We start from the raw sequence: 18,047 nt of genomic DNA, 5'->3' as shown, positions 1-18,047 counted from the left end.
TGTGCTCTTGCGCGTGACGCTTTCCAGAACCGCCCGATGGCCACTCTTGCCCCTTCCCGTAAAGAAACGATCCTCGCGCGCGCCGAGCAGCACTTTGCCGACCACGGCTTCCAGGGCGCATCGCTGTCGGCCATCGCGCGCGATTGCGAGGTCGGCAACCCGGGGCTGCTGCATCACTTTGCGAGCAAGGAGGTGCTGTACCGCGCCGTGCTCGAGAAACAGGCCGAGGACCTGACCGCGCGCATCTGCAAGCGCGTCGAGGCGGCCCCCGACCTGCCCGCACGGCTGCAGGCGTTCGTCGCGCTGCAGGTCGAGTGGATGCACGCGCGGCCCACGGGCTTCAAGCTCGTCACGCGCGAACTGCTCGACAACGCCGAGCGCATCCAGCATGCGCAGACCCGGCCGCTCGAAGGCTTCCTGCAAGCCAGCCTGGGCCTGGTGGCCGCAGCGCAGGCGGCCGGCCTCGTGCGCGACGACCTGTCGGCCGTGGTGGTGCTCACGCTCATCTTCGGCACGCTCAACTACGCCAAGATGGCACGGCCCACCTTCGCCAAGACCTTCGCAGAGCCCGCGCTGAAGAGCGACACGGCCTGGATGAAGGCGATGGCGCGCGACGTGCTGCGGGTCATCTCGCCGCCCTGATTTTTCTCTTTCTCTCTTACCTTCCCAGCAACCCCGACCAAAGGACGTTCCCTTGAAAACCCGCATCACCGAACTCTTCGGCATCCGCCACCCCATCATCCAGGGCGGCATGCACTACGTCGGCTTCGCCGAGCTGGCCGCGGCCGTCTCCAACGCCGGCGGCCTGGGCATCATCACGGGCCTCACGCAGAAGACGCCCGAGCTGCTGGCCCGCGAGATCGCGCGCTGCCACGAGATGACCGACAAGCCCTTCGGCGTGAACCTCACCTTCCTGCCGACCTTCGCCTCGCCGCCGTACCCCGAGTACATCGCGGCCATCGTCGAAGGCGGCATCAAGGCCGTGGAAACCGCGGGCCGCAGCCCCGAGGCCTACATGCCGGCGCTGAAGGCCGCGGGCATCAAGGTGATCCACAAGTGCACCTCGGTGCGCCACGCGCTCAAGGCCGAGCGCATCGGCTGCGACGCCGTGAGCGTCGACGGCTTCGAGTGCGGCGGCCACCCCGGCGAAGACGACGTGCCCAACATGATCCTGCTGCCGCGCGCGGCCGAGGAACTGAAGATCCCGTTCGTCGCCTCGGGCGGCATGGCCGACGGCCGCAGCCTCGTGGCCGCGCTCGCGCTGGGCGCCGAGGGCATGAACATGGGCACGCGCTTCATCGCCACCAAGGAAGCGCCGGTGCACGCCAACGTGAAGCAGGCCATCGTCAACGCCTCCGAACTCGACACGCGCCTGATCATGCGTTCGCTGCGCAACACCGAGCGCGTGATCAACAACGCGGGCGTGGAGCGCCTCATGGAGATCGAGCGCGCCAAGGGCGACGCGCTGAAGATCGACGACATCATGGACCAGGTCGCCGGCATCTACCCGAAGGTGATGACCGAGGGCCACATGGACGCCGGCGCCTGGAGCTGCGGCATGGTGGCCGGGTTGATCCACGACGTGCCGAGCTGCGCGGAGCTCATCGACCGCATCATGGCGCAGGCGGACGAGCTCATCGCCAAGCGCCTGGCGGGCATGCTGAGGGGTTGAGCCTCAGTAGGTCACCGTCACCGTGATCGTGCTGGCGTAGCCGCCCGGCACCACGTACTGAGCCGTGGGAATGCGGCCGTAAACGGTGTAGTTGCGCGTCACCGTCGTGCCCAGCACGGAGGCGGTGATGTTGTAGTTGTCCGAGACGCTGTTGAGTCCCCAGACGGCGGTTCGCGCGTTGTCGGTGTAGAGGTTGTAGCCCAGCGTGCCGCCGACCGGGTCCGTCATCTGCCGGTTGGCGATGCTGCCGGTCGGGCCCGCGTCGAGGCTGATCGTGTACGACACGCTGACCAGAAGCGCGATCAAACCGGAGACCTTGCCGACGACGGTGATGGTCGTGGTGTTGTCCTTGGGCGCCGTGGCGGCGGGGTCGTAGTTGCCGAATGCCAATGGCGTTGCCGCGCTGACCGTGACGGTGCAGGTGAACGCGCCCGCACCCGTGCAGGCGGCCAGCGACGCACGTGGGGTGAGCAGCCCGGCCAACGCCAGGACGGCCGTCAGCGCGGGGACGAGGACACGGGTTCGCATCGGTAGGGCCCCATTGAAGGCAAGGCGCCGGCGGCGCGGTCGGGCGCGCCCAGCGTGAAGCGGCAATGCCCGCGCTTCCATCGCGCCTCGAAGCGCTCGTTCGGCTGCGGGTCGTCGACCGACACGAGGCCATGAAAGCCCGACAGCAGCGAGGTGCCGCGCGCTGGCCGCATCACGTCGATGCCCGGCGGCAGCGGGCTGCCGTCGGGCAGCAGCACCGTGACGTTGGCGATGGCGTCGCGCGCGATGTCGAAGCTGGCCTGCGCCACGCCCTTATAGCGGGGCACCACGCGCAGCACGTCGCTGCGCACCTGCGCCTCGATCGGCAGGTCGCCGTTGTCGATGCTGATGTGGTTGGGCTCGTAGGCGCGCAGGCCCGAGACGACGGCGCGGCCTTCGCTGTCGGTGGTGGTCCAGGGCTGGTTCTCGCGGTAGACCTTCACGCCGGCGGCGCCGGGCACGGTCACGAGCACGAAGGCGTCGTCCGACTGGCGGGTGGCAAAGCCCACGCCGCCCGCGAATCCCACGGCGCCGCTGGCGCGCAGGCGCACCGCGGTCTGGCCCTGGGCGCGCGCGGCTTCGGCCGTCAGCATGCCGTAGCGACCGCGCCAATCGACCGCGGCTTCGCTGCGCGCGTTCTCGCCGTCGGCGGCGCGCAGCCGGTAGCCCCAGCCGGTGTCGTTGGGCGGCTGCTGCACCCACTCGGCCACGGCCGAATGGCCGCCCGGCTTCTGATGCTGCACCGAGAGCGTGGCGTGCTGGCGCTCGCCGAGCGTGAAGCTGAGGCTCAGGTTCACCGAGGTGACGGAGCGCTTGCCGTCCTGGCGCGTGTGGGCCACCGAGGTGCCGAGCCAGGCGTTGCCGCCCAGGCCGATCGACCAGCTGGCGGTGGTCACGCCGATGTGTTCGCCGGTGTTGTAGCGCAGCCGCGTGTGGCTCGCGCCCAGGGTGCCGTAGCGGCCCAGCGAGCGGCCTGCGAAGAGCTGCGTCTGCGCGTCGGTGTGCACGGGGCTGTCGTGCCAGGCGATCTGCGTGAAGCCGCGGCTGGCCACCTGGCGGCTCACGGAGAAGTTCCATTCGTCGCTGGTGCGCGTGTAGGCGGCGCGCCAGAGGCGGCCGCTGTCGCCGTCCCTGCTGCGGCTGGCGGCGCCGTGCAGCGAGAGTTCGCCGAGCGTGCCCCAGACCCAGGTCACGCCCGCGCCCGCGGTCTGGCTGCGCGCACTGGCCTCGCCGCGCGCCTCGACGGTCACGCTGTCGTTCACGCCGTGGCGCCAGGTGCCGGCGACGAAGGGCGGGCCGTAGTCGAAGCTGCGCTCGCCGTAGCGCAGGCGCGTCCAGCCGGCTTCGAGCGAGTAGTCGGACAGGCCCGCGCGCAACAGGTTCGAGCTCACGTAGTAGGGCGTGGTCACGGTGCGCTGCACGCCGAGCGCATCGGTGACGGCGAAGCGCATCTCGCCCGCGCCGGTGAGCACGGGCACGTCGCTGAGCGCGAAGGGGCCGGCATCGACACGGCGTTGATAACGCAGCGTGTCGTTCACATACACCTCCACCGCCGACGGCACGGCCGCACCGCCGCGCAGGGTCGGCATCGGGTAGCTGATGAAGCCGGGCTGCAAGCCGAAGCGGGTGCCGAACTGCACGCCACCGAAACGAAAAGGTGTCGACCACGCCGCGGCCTGCGTGATCGTGTCGCCCACCGTGAGGCGCGTGAGCCGCGCGGGGTCGTCGCGGCGGAAGTAGCTGTCCAGCCGCGTCGTGCCGCGTCCGCCGAACGCGGACTGCCCCGCGACGAGGCTCGTGCCCACCAGGCCCCAGTCGTCCGAGGCCGCCGCATCGAAGTAGCCCGAGGCGCGCGTGCCTTCGCGGTCGTGTTGCACGGCCAGGTCGTAGTTGAGAAAGGCCCCGAAGGCCGACGCCGACAGCGGCGGGCGGTCGCCCGCATGCGCATGCACGGTGCCCAGCGTGAACGCCTCGGCGGGCACGCTCAGGTCCACGCTTTGCGCGCCTTCGTCGAGCTGCAGCTGCGCGCCCGGCAGTGCGCGCAGGTCGTAGTAGTCGGTGCCATCGCGCTGCAGCGCCGCGGTCGCAGGCCGCACCAGGCGCCAGGCCGCGAAGTCGGGCGCCGATGCCAGAAGTTGCGCACCGCGCCGCAAGAGCGGTCGCGGCGCGGGCTGGCTCAGGCCGTTGATGCGCACATCGAGGATGGCGGGCTGCACCTCGCCCGCCATGTCAGCGGGCGACGTCTGTGCGCAGGCCACGCGCAGGCCCAGCCAGCCGCAGCAGACCCACAAGCTAGCGTGGCGTGGCGGGCGCACGGGGCACGCGCACGGTGGCGCTGGACGACGCCTCGGGGGCATCGGTGGCGGCCTCGACCTGCAGCCGGGTGTCGGGCGGCAGGGCGGGCAGTTCGATGTCGATGCCGGCCGACTGCCCGGCCAGCGCGTACTGCGACAGGCTCTTGCGCAGCAGCTCGGTGCCGTCCTCGCGACGCACCACGAGCTGCGTGACCTGGATGTGCTCGCTGCCCTGGTTGTCGAACACCAGCCGCCAGGCGGTGCCTGCTGTGCCGGTGGCGCGCCCCGAAGGCTGCAGCGACCATTGCAGCGCGCGGCGCAGCTGCAGCGGCGGCACGAAGATCGGCACGCCGATGCGCAGCAGCGTCTGCACCTTCGCGCCCTCGGTGCCGTCCGCCGGCAGGGCCTGGTCGCGCGGCAGCTGGCGCAGGAAGATGCGGTAGCTGCGCTCGCCGGCGTCGGCCGGCACCTGCAGCCCGAGGCGCACGATCTGCCGCCCGCCCGGCGGCAGGCGGAAGATGGCCGGGTTGACCAGCACGTCACGCGTGGGTTCGTAGGCGTCGCGCCCGTCCTGCTGCGACCACGCCACCACCTCGGCCTGCACGGCGACCTCGGTGTCCTCGGCGTTGCCCATGGTGAGCGAGGCGACCGGGCGCTGCGGCGTGAGCACGATGCGCAGCGGCGCCACGCTGAGGCTGGTGGCCGCGGCGGGGGCGGGAGCGAGGGCGGCCAGCAGCAGGCCGGCCCCCCATGCGACTGGCAGCAGGGCGCGACGCATGCCGTGGCGGCCTGCGGTGAAGGCGGTCAACGGCGCCCTCAATAGGTCAGCGAGACCGTGATCGTGTCCGTGTAGTCGATGGCCGGCGCCGCGGTGTACTGCCCCGTGGGAATCAGGCCGTAGATCGTCTGCGTCTGGGGCGTCCCGTTGCCGACGTAGCCGGTGCCGGCGACGCTGTTGTCCCAGTTGGTCTGGTGCGCGCTGTCCTTGAAGAGGCCGTAGCCCAGCGTGTTGTTGCCGGCGGCCGCCGTGGGGCTGGTCATCAGGCGGTTCGTGATCGTCGCGCCCGAGCCACCGCCCGCGCTCAGGCCGAGCGAGTAGGGCGTGCCGAAGGTGCAGGTCACGTTGAGGCTGGTCGTGCCGGCCAGCGCGGTGGCTGACGCCGGGTCGTACGGCCCGAACGCCAGCGTGGCCGGCGTGGTCATCAGGCAGGCCTTGAGCACCGTGGCCGTGACCTGGAAGGTCGTGGTCGTCGTGACCGCCTGCGCGGGCAGCAATGTCAACAAGGCACCGACGGGCAGCACGGTACGGGCCAGTGTGCGAAGGAGGGAGCGAGGCTGGTGGCGCATCGGACGGGACCTTTCATCGGTGACTGGAAACCCAGGAACGACAGTGAAAACCCACCCACCGTTTCCAGTAGTGGGCGCCCCCTTTCTAACCAATCTCTCCCCGATGGGACATAGGATGCAGCCCTGTCGTCGACAGCTTGCTACAGATTTTTTCGAGGCCGGGAGAGCTCATGAGTGATTTCGGTCTACAGCCCGGGCCGGGCCTAGGTCGGATGTCTTCATGGGGCGCGACCTCTTGTCGGAGGGGGGTGGTGCGTGCGGTGTATAGAACCGTTTACATTTACGCTCTTGGGAGTCGCCATCCAACGCCATTGCAACCTTGCCCGCGAGGTCCATCCAACGTGATCGCCGAAATACATGCTGATGCCGCGCCTGCTGGCCTCGCCTCGGGGTTCACCATGGCGTTCCAGCCCATCGTGGACTTGGGCCGGCACGAGATCTATGCGCACGAGGCGCTGGTGCGCGGCCTCTCGGGCGAAGGCGCTGCCGAGGTGCTCGGGCGCGTCGATCCGGTCGACCGCTTCGCCTTCCACGAAGCCTGCCGCGTCAAGGCCATCGAGATCGCCTCGCGCCTTGGCATGAAGTCGCGCCTGAGCCTCAACGTCATGCCCAACGACGTCGCGGGGCAGGCCGAGTGCTTCCGCACCGCCATGGCTGCCGCCAAGCGCTGCAAATTCCCCGTGCGCCAGCTGATGTTCGAGATCACCGAGGGCGAGCGCGTGCGCGACCTGCACGGCCTGGCCGATACGTTCCGCGCCTTCAAGCGCCACGGCTTCACCTCGGCCATCGACGACTTTGGCGCGGCCTACGCGGGCTTCGAGCTGCTGGCCGCGTTCCAGCCCGACGTGGTGAAGATCGACCTGAGCCTGATCCGCGGCATCCATGCCGACCCGGTGCGGCTGACCATCGTGCGCGGCTTCGTCGCCACCTGCGACGAGCTGCGCATCCGCGTGATCGCCGAAGGCGTGGAGGCGCCCGAAGAGGTGCGCGCCTTGCGCGAGATCGGCGTGGAGCTGTTCCAGGGCTACCTGTTCGCGCGGCCGGCCATCGCCACGCTGCCGGCGGTGGCGTGGGACGCCGCCGCCTGAGCCTTCCCTGACCTCCGACGTGGTGGGTCAGACGTTGCTGGTCGCGCGCACTTCCTCGAGCGTGGTCCGGCCGGCCAGCACCTTCTCGATGCCGTCCTGACGCAGCGTGCGCATGCCCTCGCGCATCGCGGCGTCCTGCAGTTCCTCGGCGCGCGCGCCGCCCTGCACCAGCCGGCGCAGTTCCCTCGACATCACCATCAGTTCGTGGATGCCCACGCGGCCCCGGAAGCCGGTGTCGTTGCAGTGCTTGCAGCCGGTGCTGGTGTAGCTCTGCAGCTGGCCGTCGCGCCCGTGGCGCTGCACCCACTCGGCGCGCACGGCGTCGCGCGCGGCCGGCGTGTCCTGCGCGCCGAAGGCATGCATGTAGTCGGCCAGCAGCTCCTCGACCGCCTCGCTCGTGGCGGGGCGGCTTTGCACGCACTGCGGGCACAGGCAGCGCACCAGCCGCTGCGCCAGCACGGCCAGCAGCGAGTCGGCGAAGTTGAACGGGTCCATGCCCATGTCCAGCAGGCGCGTCACGGTTTCGGGCGCGCTGTTGGTGTGCAGCGTCGACAGCACGAGGTGGCCGGTGAGCGAGGCCTCGATGGCGGTCCTGGCGGTCTCGGCGTCGCGGATCTCGCCGACCATGATCACGTCGGGGTCGGCGCGCACGAAGGCGCGCAGCGCCTTGGCAAAGGTCCAGTCGATGCGCGGGTTGACCTGCACCTGGCGCAGGCCCGGCTGCGTGATCTCGATCGGGTCTTCGGCGGTCCAGATCTTGCGCTCGGGCGTGTTGATGCGCATGAGCGCCGAGTGCAGCGTGGTGGTCTTGCCCGAGCCCGTGGGGCCCACGCACAGCACCATGCCGTAGGGCCGGTCGACCGCCTGCGAAAACTGCGCCAGGTTGCGCTCGGACAGGCCCAGCGCATCGAGCGCGATGGGCTTGGCCGAGGCCAGGATGCGCATCACCACGTCTTCCAGGCCGTTGTTGGTCGGGATGGTGGCCACGCGCAGCTCGATGCGGTGCTGCGGCGAGTACTTCGAGAAGTTGATCTTGCCGTCCTGCGGCTTGCGCTTTTCGCTGATGTCCAGGTCGCACATGATCTTCACGCGCGCCACCACCGCGTTGCGGTAGCTGGGCGGCAGCTCCAGGTAGGTGTAGAGCCGGCCGTCGCGGCGAAAGCGGATGCGCGTCTTTTCCTGCCCGGGGTCGCTCTCGATGTGGATGTCGGAGGCGCCCTCGCGGTGCGCTTCGAGGATCATGCTGTTGATCATGCGTACCAGCGAGTTGTCCGACTGCTCCACGGGCGGCTCGCCGGCGGCGGGCGCGGCGGCCGACTCTTCCTTCTCGAGCGTCTTCAGCAGCGTGCTGGTGCCCGTCATGTCGAACTCGAGCGGACGCATCGGGTCGTTCATGTCGACCACCGGGCGCTCGGCCGCCACCTGGCCGACCTTCTCGTAGGCCTTGTGCAGCACGCCGTCCAGGTCCAGGCACTGGCCCAGCACGGGAAGCACCTTCATCTGCGCGATGAACTCCACCTCGTCGATCACCGCGTGCCGGTTGACCGGGTCGTCGAGCGCCAGCACCAGGCGCCCGCCGTGCAGCATAAGCGGCATCACCTGCAGGCGCCGCGCGGCCTCGTGGCCCACCTTGCGCAGCGCGTCGGCCGCGGCCGGGAACATATGCAGGTTCACCAGCGGGTAGCCCATCTTGCGCACCAGCGCGGTCTGCAGCTGGCCGCGGCTCACGACGCCCATGCGCACCAGCGTCTCGCCCAGCGGCACCGTGGGCTCGCGCTGCTGCTGCTGGAGCGCCGCGTCGAGTTGCGCCTGCGTGATCATGCCCAGCGACATCAGCGCCTGGCCGATGCGCGCGATCGGCATGCGGCTTTGCAGGTCGAGCTCCTGCACGAGCTGTTCGGGCATGACGACTTCGGTGGCTGCCATGGATGGGTCTCCTGGTGGGGGTGAGGGGCGCGGCGGGCGTGCCGACGCTAACGGTAAAACGCGAAACGGTTGCGGCCCTGCGACTTGGCGGCGTAGAGCGCCGTGTCCGCCCGCGCGAGCAGTTCGCCGGCACCGACGGTGGCATCGACCGTCTCGACGAACACGATGCCGATGCTGGTCGTGACGTCCAGCCGCCGGCCTTCCACGGGGAACGCCGGCGCCGCGATCTGCGAGACGATCTTGTGCGCCACGCCCGCCACCGCGTCCTGCGAGTGCACGTTCTCCAGCACGATCACGAACTCGTCGCCGGCCAGGCGCACCACGGTGTCGGTCTCGCGCACGCTGGCGCGCAGGCGGCGCGCGTACTCGGCCAGCACGCCGTCGCCGGTGGAATGGCCGAGCGTGTCGTTGATGGCCTTGAAGTGGTCGATGTCCAGGAACATCAGCGCCATGCCGCCTTCGGCGCGGCGCACGCGCGACATCGCCGCGGGCAGCTGCTCGTTGAAGGCGAGCCGGTTCGGCAGGCCGGTCAGCACGTCCATGCGCGCCAGCTCGATGAGCTTGCGCTCGGCCTCCTTCAGCGCCGTGACGTTGAAGGTCATGAGGTAGAAGCCCGCCGTGTGGCCCGCCAGGTCCTTGTCGGGAATCAGGTTCACCTGGAAGTGCGCCTCCCGGTCATCGATCGGCACCTGCACCGGGTACTGCGTGGCCCTGCCGGCGAGCACCGTGGGCAGGTGGGGCGTGTGCTGCACGTACACCGCCTCGCCCACGGCCGAGCGCAGCGTCACGCCGTCCAGCGGCGCGCGCTCGTCCAGGCCCGCCATGCGCCGCGCGCGGCTGTTGCCGTACAGGCAGTTCTCGTCGCGGTCGAAGTAGGCGACCAGCGCGGGGATGTTGTCGGTCACGTCGCGCAGGCGCTTTTCCTGCTGCGTGAGGGCGCGGCGGATGTTCACTTCGTCGGTGATGTCGAAGGTCATCGCGAACACGCCGTGCACCATGCCTTCGGCGTCCTGGTCGGGAATGTAGTGGGCCTTGAAGGTGCGGTCGCCGATGCCCAGCGCCGCGTCGCCGGCCTTCTCGACGATCACCGTCTCGCCCGCCAGCGCGCGCTCCATGTGGGGCCGCACCACCGCGAAATCGGCCGCGCCCCGCACGGCCGGCATCCACTGGCCGACCAGCGGCTGGCCGTGGTGCAGCGTGCGCACCTTGGCATTGACGAAGGTGTAGTACAGCGCGGCGTCGACGTGCGAGACCAGCGCGGGAATGTTGTCGGCGATGGTGCGGATCTGCGCCTCGCTGTGCGCCAGCTCGAGCTCGATGTGCTTGCGCTGCGTGATGTCGAAGGTCATCGCGTAGTAGCCGCACACCCGCCCCTGCGCGTCGAGCTCGGGGATGAAGTCGGTCTGGAAGAAGTGCTCTTCCTCGTCGCGGTGCGCGGCGCCGCGCCGCTCGAAGGACACGGCCTCGCCGGCCAGCACGCGCCGCAGGTTGTGCTCGAGCGTCGGGTCGTCGTGCAGGCCGCTCATGCTCTGCACGGGCTGGCCCACCAGCTCCTCGGCGCTGTAGCCCAGCTCCTCGCACAGCCGCGCGTTCACGAAGGTGTAGCGGCCCTGCGCGTCGGCGTGCGAGATCATGGCCGGCAGGTTGTCGGTGATGTCGCGCAGGAACTTCTCGCTGGCCTGGTGCTGCTGCATGAGCCGGTCGAAGGTGCGCGAGAGGTCGCCGATCTCGTCGTCCGGGTAGGTGCGCGCCACGGCCGCCTGCGCGGGCGCCGCGTGGGCGTCGAGCATGTGGCGGTGCAGCCCGGTGAGCGGGCGCAGCTGCTGGCGCACCACGGCCAGCGCGAGCGCGCCGGCCAGCAGCGCCAGCACGATGGCGCCGATCCACGCGGTGCGCTCGATGGCTTCGATGCGGGCAAAGGCCTCGTGGCGCGGGTACATCGAGCCCATGATCCAGTCGGCCTGGCGGATGCGCTTGAAGGCGTACAGGCCGGGCACGCCCGCATGGTTCACGCCTTCGATGGTGCCTTCGAAGCCGCCGATCGCGCGGTCCAGGTCGGGCGCGTCGTCGGCCATGGCCATGTTGGCCTGCTTGAGCACGCGGTCGGCCAGCGGGTGGTCGATCACGATGCCGTCCGCGGTGGTGATGAACACGTAGCCCGTCTGCCCGAAGCGCACGTCGGCCAGCTCGCCCAGGATGTTGCGGTCCTTCAGGTTGATGGAGCCCGAGATCACGAACAGCACCCGGCCGGCCGCATCGAGCACCGGCTCGGTGATGGCGACCTGCGCCAGGCCGTTGAGCCGGTTGCGGTAAGGCTCGGAGATCACGCCCGTGCGCGCGGCGACCGTGTCCTTGAAGTACGCGCGGTCCTTCACGTTCACCTTGCCGATCTGTCGCGCGCCGTTCAGGTTGGCGACCAGCTCGCCGTCCGTGTCCAGGAAGGCGACGTTGTCGAACGCCGCCCGCAGGGACTGGTGCTTCTCGAGAAAGGCCTGCAGCGGCGCGGCGTTCGTGATGCCGTGCGAGCCCACGCTCTCGGCGATCGTCTTCAGCAGGATGCGCCGGCTGGCGAACTTCTGCTCCACCGCGCTCGCGATGGCCGACAGCCGCGCGAACTCCTCGTTGGCGATCGAGGCCTGCATGCGGCTCTTGACCAGGTGCAGCGCCACCGTGGCGATGATGAAGGTGGTGGCCAGCACGACGGCCGCAACGCCGACGCTGAGGCGCGTGTTCAGGCTGATGCGGCGTTTCGCGGTCGCGAAGAGTTTCATGGGCGTCGTGCAGGCGGTGCAGCGAAGCGGCGGGGACCACCGGCCGGGCCGGCCATGGGGGCACGGCACACACCCTTCGCGCGTTGCGCAGCTAGTGTGTCAGAAAGTGCGAGAAATGCGCGCCATTGCGGTGCATCTCGCGGGGTTCCTGGGGGCCGGAGTGTTGCGCAGGTGCGCGAGGGAAACCAATCGTATTACTCGACGCGCGGCGGCGGCTCCGATCGGGCGGCCGCGGGCGAGCGGGCCGGCGCGATGAGCACCATCGCGCCGTCCTGCCCGCGCCGCACGCGCAGGCGCGTGCCGTCGAGCAGGCGCTCCAGCGCCGCGTCGGCGGCGATCTTTCCCCTGATGCCCCGGGTCGAGAGGTCCTTGACGTCTTCCATCTTGTAGATGAGCTGCACGCCCGACTGCGCGATGTAGGCGTCGAGCGCGGGCCGCAGCTCGCCGCCCTTCACGTCGAACTCCCGCGCGTGGGCGACGGCCAGCCCCGTCGCCAGCAGGCCGGCGGCGGCCACAAGGGCAAGGCGGGGGCGGGTGAGCAAGAGGGCAAGGAAGGTGGGGGGCTGCCTCCGGATTCGAATCATGTCGGTCTGTTTTCCGCGAATTGGTTTTTCTTCTGCCCCCGGTGAGACGAGTTCGAGCGCACTTTCCGGTAACGGGGCAAGGGGGAAAAGCCCTCGGGCCCGGCCTTCTAGAATTTCCGGGTCCGCCGCCGGGCATGGGAATTCGAAGAAATTTCGCCGGCGGGCCTTCGCGCGTTACCGGAAATCTTCGGGCCGTTCGTCTCACTGTCTGTCGCCAATCCCGGCGACCTGCCGCTTTGTGTGTCGGCCCTTCAATTTCCAGGAGCGCTTCGTGGTTCTCAGTGACTTGGATGCCTGGTTCGTCAGCGAGGTGCTGCCGATGGAAGCCGCGCTCACGCGCTTCCTTCGCCGCAACTGGCGCGACGACGCCGAAGTGCCCGACCTGCGGCAGGACGTCTACGTGCGCATTTACGAGTCCGCCTCCAGATCCATGCCCGACCAGGTCAAGCCCTTCGTTTTTGCCACCGCGCGCAACCTGCTGATCGACCGCGCCCGGCGCGCGCAGATCGTGTCCATCGAGATCATTGCCGACCTCGACGCGCTCGATTTCTCGGCCGACGAGCTCACGCCCGAACGCCATGCCGCCGGCCGCGGCGAGCTGCGGCTGCTGCAGACGGCGCTCGACGCGCTGCCCTCCAAGTGCCGCCGCGTGGTCGAGATGCGCAAGATCGACGGGCTCTCGCAGCGCGAGGTCGCCACGCAGCTGGGCATCACCGAGGACACGGTCGAGCGGCAGGTCTCGCGCGGTGTGCGCGCGTTGGCCGACGCCCTGCTGTCGGGCGGCGTGCAACTGGACACCAAGGCCTTCGGGCGAGCGCAGAACGAGCGGAGGCTCTCACCATGAGCGAAGCCCAGCGCATCGAATCGTTGGCCGCCGACTGGCTGGCCCGCCGCGACAGCGGCGACTGGACCGACACCGACCAGCAGCAGCTGGACGCCTGGATCGCCGCCTCCATTGCCCACCGCGTGGCGTGGCTGCGGCTGTCCAGCGCGTGGGAGCGCGGCGACCGGCTGGGCGCGCTTCGCACGCCGGCGGTTCCCATTCCCCTGCCCACGCCGGCGCCGGCACCCGCACCGCAGGCCGCACGGCCGGCGCAACGCCTGTCGCGCTTCTCGCTGCAACGCATCGCCGCCGGCGTGCTCGTGGCCGCCGCCGGCACAGCCTGGCTCGGCTGGCAGTACACGCAGGAAGAACGCGGCCAGCACTACGCCACGGCCGTGGGTGCGCGCCAGTCGGTCGCGCTGTCCGACGGCTCGAAGCTCACGCTGAACACCGCCACGCAGGTGCGCACGGCCGTGAACGACAGCGGGCGCAAGGTGTGGCTGGACGCGGGCGAGGCCTACTTCGACATCGCGCACGACAAGAACCATCCCTTCGTCGTCATCGCCGGCGACCGCCGCATCACCGTGCTGGGCACGCGCTTTCTCGTGCGGCGCCAGGGCGAGCAGGTGAACGTGACGGTGGAGGAAGGGCGCGTGCAGATCGCCGCGGCCAAGCCCGATGCCCGAAGCGCCGAGCCCACCGTGCTCACGCGCAACCAGGCCGCGGTCACGCATGCCGACAACGTGCTCGTGATGTCCAAGGCACCCAAGCAGGTCGACGACGAACTCAGCTGGCGCGAAGGCAAGCTTGTGTTCGACCAGACCACGCTGGGCGACGCGGCCGCGCAGTTCAACCGCTACAACCTGCGCAAGCTGGTGATCGCCGACCCGGTCATCGCGCAGGTGCGCATCGGCGGCAGCTTCGATGCCAACAACATGAGCGGCTTCGTGGGGCTTCTCAAGCAGGGCTTCGGTCTTGCCGCGCATGAGAGCGGCAACGAAATCAGAATTTCGAATCCGTAAATTACCGGAATGTGACGGGGCATTCGTCTCAGTGGGTACCCAAACAAATAACCACGCTGGAGACACACACAATGAATCGCACCGCGCCCCGCACCGGCCTGCCGCCCCAGAAGAAGAAGCGAACGTACGGCGCACTGCGCCCGTGGGTCATCGGCGGCGCGTGGGCGCTGGCCAGCGGCATGGCCGCGCACGCGCAGACGCAGGCCCCGCCGCAGGGCTTCGACGTGAGCGGCGGCGATCTCAAGACCGCGCTCGACGCCTACATCGCGCAGGGCGGCGTGCAGCTGCTCTACAAGGTCGACGACGTGAAGGGCGTGGCCACGCGCGGCGTGAAGGGCGCGCTCTCGCCGCAGGACGCGCTGGCGCGGCTGCTCGAAGGCACGCCGCTGCAGACGCGCCGCGGTGACGATGGCGCCATCGTGATCTACACGGCCGCGGCTGCGAAGCCGCAGGCCGACGAGGCGCCGCAGTCGCTCGACAGCGTCACCATCACCGCCACGCGCCGCCGCGAGCCGGTGCGCGAGATCCCGATGCAGGTCAACGTGATGAAGGCGCAGGCACTGGAGCGCGCGGGCGCCAAGAACCTCGCCGACTACGTGGCCGAGCAGCCGGGCGTGAACCTCACCAGCAGCGGCAGCGTGGGCGGCACGCTCACCATGCGCGGGCTGACCACCGGCCCGGTGCAGGGCATCGCGACCGTGGGCGTGTACGTGGACGACGTGGCCACCGGCATGAGCTCGGCCGGCGCGAGCGGTGGCAACACGCCGCTGGACATGGGCATGCTCGACCTCAGCCACATCGAGGTGCTGCGCGGCCCGCAGGGCACGCTGTACGGTGCCGGTGCCATGAGCGGCGTGCTCAAGTACGTGACCAACCAGCCCGACACCATGGAGTTCGCGGGCTCGGTGAAGCTGGGCACCTCGTGGACGCAGGGCGGCGGTCCGGGCTTCACGACCGGCGCGGTGCTCAACGTGCCGATCAAGGAAGACGTGGCGGCCATCCGCTTCGCCGCCTTCACCGATCAGTTCGGCGGCAGCTACGACGCCACGGGCCTGGCGCGCGGGCGCAACATCGACCGCGGCCACACCGACGGCGGCCGGGTCTCGCTGCTGCTCACACCCACGCGCGAACTCACGGTGCGCCTCACGGGCACCGTGCAGGACGTGCATCGCAAGGGCCTGGGCTTCGAGGACATGGACCAGCGCACGCTGCGCCCCTGGACGCGGGAGCGCACGCGCCAGCTGTCGGCCAACGAGTCGTACAGCAACCTCACGCAGCTGTTCGGGCTGGACGTGGAATACGACTTCGGCTGGGCCCGCCTGAACTCGATCACCTCCGCGCAGGACGTGAAGATCAACAACACCGTCGACGTCACCGGCCGCTACGGGCCGATGCTGAGCGCGCTGCGCCTGCCGGTGGCCTCGGTGCCGGTGAACAGTGCCGTGGAGCAGCACCGCGTCAGCCAGGAGTTCCGCCTGACCTCGCGCTCGGGCACCACCATCGAGTGGCTGGCGGGCCTGTACCTGAACCGCGAACGCGGCAGCAACAACGGCGTCATGGACGCCAACCTGATCGGGGGCCGCAGCCTCGGCCTGCTGACCTCGACGCAGTCCTCGCGCTACCGCGAAGAGGCGGCCTACGGCGACGTCACCTGGAACGTGACGCCCAAGTTCTCGCTCACCGGCGGCGTGCGCCTGGCGCGCAACAACCAGAAGTACGCCAGCCGCCAGACCGGCCAGCTCGTCGGGTCGGTCGCCGCCAGTGCCGCCGGCACCTCGTCGGAAAGCCCGACCACCTACCTGGCCGCGGCCAAGTACACGCTGTCGGACACGAGCACCATGTACTTCCGCGCGGCCAGCGGCTACCGCCCCGGCGGTCCCAACGTGCTCAAGGCCGACACCGACCGCAACGTGGTGCAGCCGATGTACAACTCCGACTCGCTGTGGAGCTACGAACTGGGCTACAAGGCCGACCTGCTGGACCGCACGCTGTCGCTGGAGGCGGCGCTGTACGACATCGAGTGGACCGGCGTGCAGCAGCCCACGCGCAGCGGTGCCTTCGTGTTCGTCACCAACGCGGGCGCGGCCCGCATCAAGGGCAGCGAGGTCACGCTCAACTGGAAGCCCAGCAAGGAGTGGCGCTTCACCGCCAACGCCGCGGCCGTCGATGCGCGCCTGACCGAGGATGCCAAGGGCCTGGGCGCCAAGGCCGGCGCGCGCCTGCCGCACACGCCGCGCTTTGCCGCCACGCTGGGCGTGACGCGCAACTTCAGCCTGGCCGACCACCCGGCCTACGTCGGCATCAGCGCGCGCTACACCGGCAAGCGCGATGCGGGCTACCGCGGCAGCACGGTCATTCCGAGCATCAACATGCCGGCCTACACGCTGGTCGACCTGCAGGCGGGCATCGACTTCAAGCGCTTCAGCGTCTCGGCCTACGTGCGCAACCTGACGAACAAGCGCGGCATCGTGTCGATCGAAACCGGACTCAACGCGAACCCGAACCTGGTAACCGCGGCGCTCGTGCCCGCGCGCACCATCGGCGTGAACGTCAACGTTCCGTTCTGACATGTCGGGCCTCCCACCGTTCGCGGCACCGATGCCGCTGGATGCGGCCGCCCCTGCGGCCCTGGAAACGACCCGCAAGGCGCCCACCAGCGCCTGGTATGCGCTGGCGGTGCTCATCATCGCGACGGTGCTGGGCTCGATCGACAAGGTCATCCTCACGCTGCTGACGGAGCCGATCCGCCAGACGCTGTCGCTCTCCGACACGCAGCTCGGGCTGCTGCAGGGCGCGGGCATCGTGCTGTTCACCGGCATCGCCACCTTGCCGCTGGGCTGGCTCAGCGACCGCTATGACCGGCGCGTGGTGCTCGCGGCCTGCGTGGTGCTGTGGAGCGCCGCCACCGCCATGCGCGGCACGGCCATGGACTACGGCGTGCTGTTCGTCGCCTCCGTCGGCCTGGGCGTGGGCGAGGCGGGCCTCACGCCCATCACCAACAGCATGATCCCCGACCTGTTCCCGCGGGCGCAGCGGGTGCTGGCGAATGCGGTGTTCGCGCTGTCGGCCATCTTCGGCAGTGCGCTGGGCGCGCTGCTGGGCGGCACCATCGTGCACCTCACCGACGACCTGCGGCCCTGGCTGCCCGTCGCGATGCAGCAGCTCGAAGCCTGGCGCCTGACCTTCTTCGTGCTGGCCAGCGCCGGCATTCCGGTGACGCTGCTGGTGCTGTCGATCCGGCGCACGCCGCGCGGCGGCGCACAGGAAGCCAAAGCAAAGCCCGGGGCACCTGCCGCCGACGCACCGGGCGCCACGACCCTGCGCCAGCACCTGCGCCAGCACTGGCGCACCTTCGCGGGCCTGGTGGTCGGCGTGGGCCTGACCAGCGTGGGCCTGAGCTCGCTGGGCACCTGGCTGCCGATCCTCACGGCGCGCACCTACGGCGTCACGCCGGTGCAGATGGGGCAGGGCATGGGCCTGGCCTTCCTGTGCGGCACGGTGGCCGGCGGCCTGCTGGGCGTGCTGTCGATGCGCTACGTGCAGCCGCGCATGGGGCCGGCCGCGGCGCTGCGCCTGATCATGCTGGGCAATCTCTCGGCGGCGCTGATGTCGACGCTGCTGCTGTTCACGAGCTCGGCCAACCACAACTTCGCGCTGCTGGGCCTGCTGGTGGTGCCGCTCATCGGCAGCGCGGTGCTGCTGCCCAACGTGCTGCAGGACGCGGCGCCGCCGCACCTGCGCGCCCGCACCATCGCCATGCTCACGCTGGCCAGCCTGCCCTTCGGCGTGGTGGGGCCGCTGGTGGTGGGCATGTTGTCGGACGCCCTCAAGTCGATGCCCAACGGGCTGGCGGTGTCCATCGTCGTGACCACGCTGGTCGGCGGCAGCCTGGGCGCCATGGTGCTGCGCGCCGCCGAAGGCCCGTTCGTTCGCCTGATGCGCGAAGCGAAGCCGAACTGAGCCTTCCGCGTCGAGATTCCGCTCCCCCTCTT

At 70.0% G+C, this 18,047-nt stretch carries 14 protein-coding genes; 7 read left to right on the top strand and 7 right to left on the bottom strand.

Translation table 11 applies throughout. The features are described 5' to 3' along the window. Window positions 1-36: 36 nt before the first annotated feature. Window positions 37-642 carry a TetR/AcrR family transcriptional regulator gene (locus tag AC1RL8_RS15830; RefSeq protein ID WP_062477248.1) on the top strand — a complete coding sequence of 202 codons (606 nt, stop codon included), beginning with the start codon at window positions 37-39 and terminating at the stop codon, window positions 640-642. A gap of 52 nt (window positions 643-694) precedes the next feature. Next, complete coding sequence (locus tag AC1RL8_RS15825) at window positions 695-1,672, top strand: NAD(P)H-dependent flavin oxidoreductase (protein ID WP_062477251.1); 978 nt, start codon at window positions 695-697, stop codon at window positions 1,670-1,672. A gap of 3 nt (window positions 1,673-1,675) precedes the next feature. Here AC1RL8_RS15825 and AC1RL8_RS15820 read toward each other — a convergent pair whose 3' ends face one another. Genes AC1RL8_RS15820 through AC1RL8_RS15805 form a run of 4 tightly spaced genes read right to left on the bottom strand, consistent with a single transcriptional unit; the run spans window position 1,676 to window position 5,841 of the window. Further along, the gene (locus AC1RL8_RS15820) at window positions 1,676-2,200 is read right to left on the bottom strand and encodes a Csu type fimbrial protein (RefSeq protein WP_492684750.1); all 525 of its coding nucleotides are present in this window, start codon (window positions 2,198-2,200) and stop codon (window positions 1,676-1,678) included. Then, a complete protein-coding gene (locus AC1RL8_RS15815; protein ID WP_492684749.1) occupies window positions 2,170-4,491 on the bottom strand; it encodes a fimbria/pilus outer membrane usher protein in 2,322 nt (773 codons plus the stop codon). Before AC1RL8_RS15815 ends, AC1RL8_RS15820 begins: the two co-directional genes overlap by 31 nt. 1 nt (window position 4,492) lies before the next feature. Then, window positions 4,493-5,302 (bottom strand): fimbrial biogenesis chaperone, encoded by an 810-nt coding sequence (locus AC1RL8_RS15810; protein ID WP_492684748.1) that lies wholly within the window; start codon window positions 5,300-5,302, stop codon window positions 4,493-4,495. 8 nt (window positions 5,303-5,310) lie between these two features. After that, window positions 5,311-5,841, bottom strand: a complete 531-nt coding sequence (locus tag AC1RL8_RS15805) for a Csu type fimbrial protein (protein WP_070062075.1) — start codon at window positions 5,839-5,841, stop codon at window positions 5,311-5,313. Between the two features lie 398 nt (window positions 5,842-6,239). Here AC1RL8_RS15805 and AC1RL8_RS15800 point away from each other — a divergent pair, with 398 nt between their 5' ends. Next, window positions 6,240-6,929 carry an EAL domain-containing protein gene (locus AC1RL8_RS15800; protein WP_062477265.1) on the top strand — a complete coding sequence of 230 codons (690 nt, stop codon included), beginning with the start codon at window positions 6,240-6,242 and terminating at the stop codon, window positions 6,927-6,929. A gap of 27 nt (window positions 6,930-6,956) precedes the next feature. Here AC1RL8_RS15800 and AC1RL8_RS15795 read toward each other — a convergent pair whose 3' ends face one another. The 3 genes from AC1RL8_RS15795 to AC1RL8_RS15785 all read right to left on the bottom strand — a co-directional run bounded on the left by AC1RL8_RS15795 (window position 6,957) and on the right by AC1RL8_RS15785 (window position 12,168). Then, entirely contained in the window at window positions 6,957-8,855 is a 1,899-nt protein-coding gene (locus tag AC1RL8_RS15795; RefSeq protein ID WP_492684747.1) for a GspE/PulE family protein, read from the bottom strand. A 47-nt stretch (window positions 8,856-8,902) separates the two neighbouring features. Further along, entirely contained in the window at window positions 8,903-11,626 is a 2,724-nt protein-coding gene (locus AC1RL8_RS15790) for a sensor domain-containing diguanylate cyclase (protein WP_095746604.1), read from the bottom strand. A gap of 194 nt (window positions 11,627-11,820) precedes the next feature. Beyond that, window positions 11,821-12,168, bottom strand: a complete 348-nt coding sequence (locus tag AC1RL8_RS15785) for an STN domain-containing protein (protein WP_095948771.1) — start codon at window positions 12,166-12,168, stop codon at window positions 11,821-11,823. Between the two features lie 313 nt (window positions 12,169-12,481). Between AC1RL8_RS15785 and AC1RL8_RS15780 the strand changes: the two genes are divergently transcribed. The 4 genes from AC1RL8_RS15780 (at window position 12,482) to AC1RL8_RS15765 (ending at window position 18,015) form a co-directional block, all read left to right on the top strand. Then, window positions 12,482-13,054 carry an RNA polymerase sigma factor gene (locus tag AC1RL8_RS15780; protein ID WP_223301388.1) on the top strand — a complete coding sequence of 191 codons (573 nt, stop codon included), beginning with the start codon at window positions 12,482-12,484 and terminating at the stop codon, window positions 13,052-13,054. After that, window positions 13,051-14,055, top strand: coding sequence for a FecR family protein (locus AC1RL8_RS15775; protein ID WP_095746602.1), 1,005 nt, complete (start codon window positions 13,051-13,053; stop codon window positions 14,053-14,055). The genes AC1RL8_RS15780 and AC1RL8_RS15775 overlap by 4 nt, the downstream gene beginning before the upstream one ends. Window positions 14,056-14,126: 71 nt before the next feature. Beyond that, a complete protein-coding gene (locus tag AC1RL8_RS15770; RefSeq protein WP_492684746.1) occupies window positions 14,127-16,622 on the top strand; it encodes a TonB-dependent receptor in 2,496 nt (831 codons plus the stop codon). A 1-nt stretch (window position 16,623) separates the two neighbouring features. Continuing rightward, on the top strand, window positions 16,624-18,015 hold the full coding sequence (locus AC1RL8_RS15765) for an MFS transporter (RefSeq protein ID WP_070094994.1): 1,392 nt from the start codon (window positions 16,624-16,626) through the stop codon (window positions 18,013-18,015). Window positions 18,016-18,047 lie beyond the last annotated feature (32 nt).

It is taken from the genome of Variovorax sp. GW822-FHT04E09 (assembly GCF_058800845.1).
The sequence above is the reverse complement of the archived record's forward strand: the minus strand, read 5'-3'. Positions and strand labels throughout refer to the sequence as shown.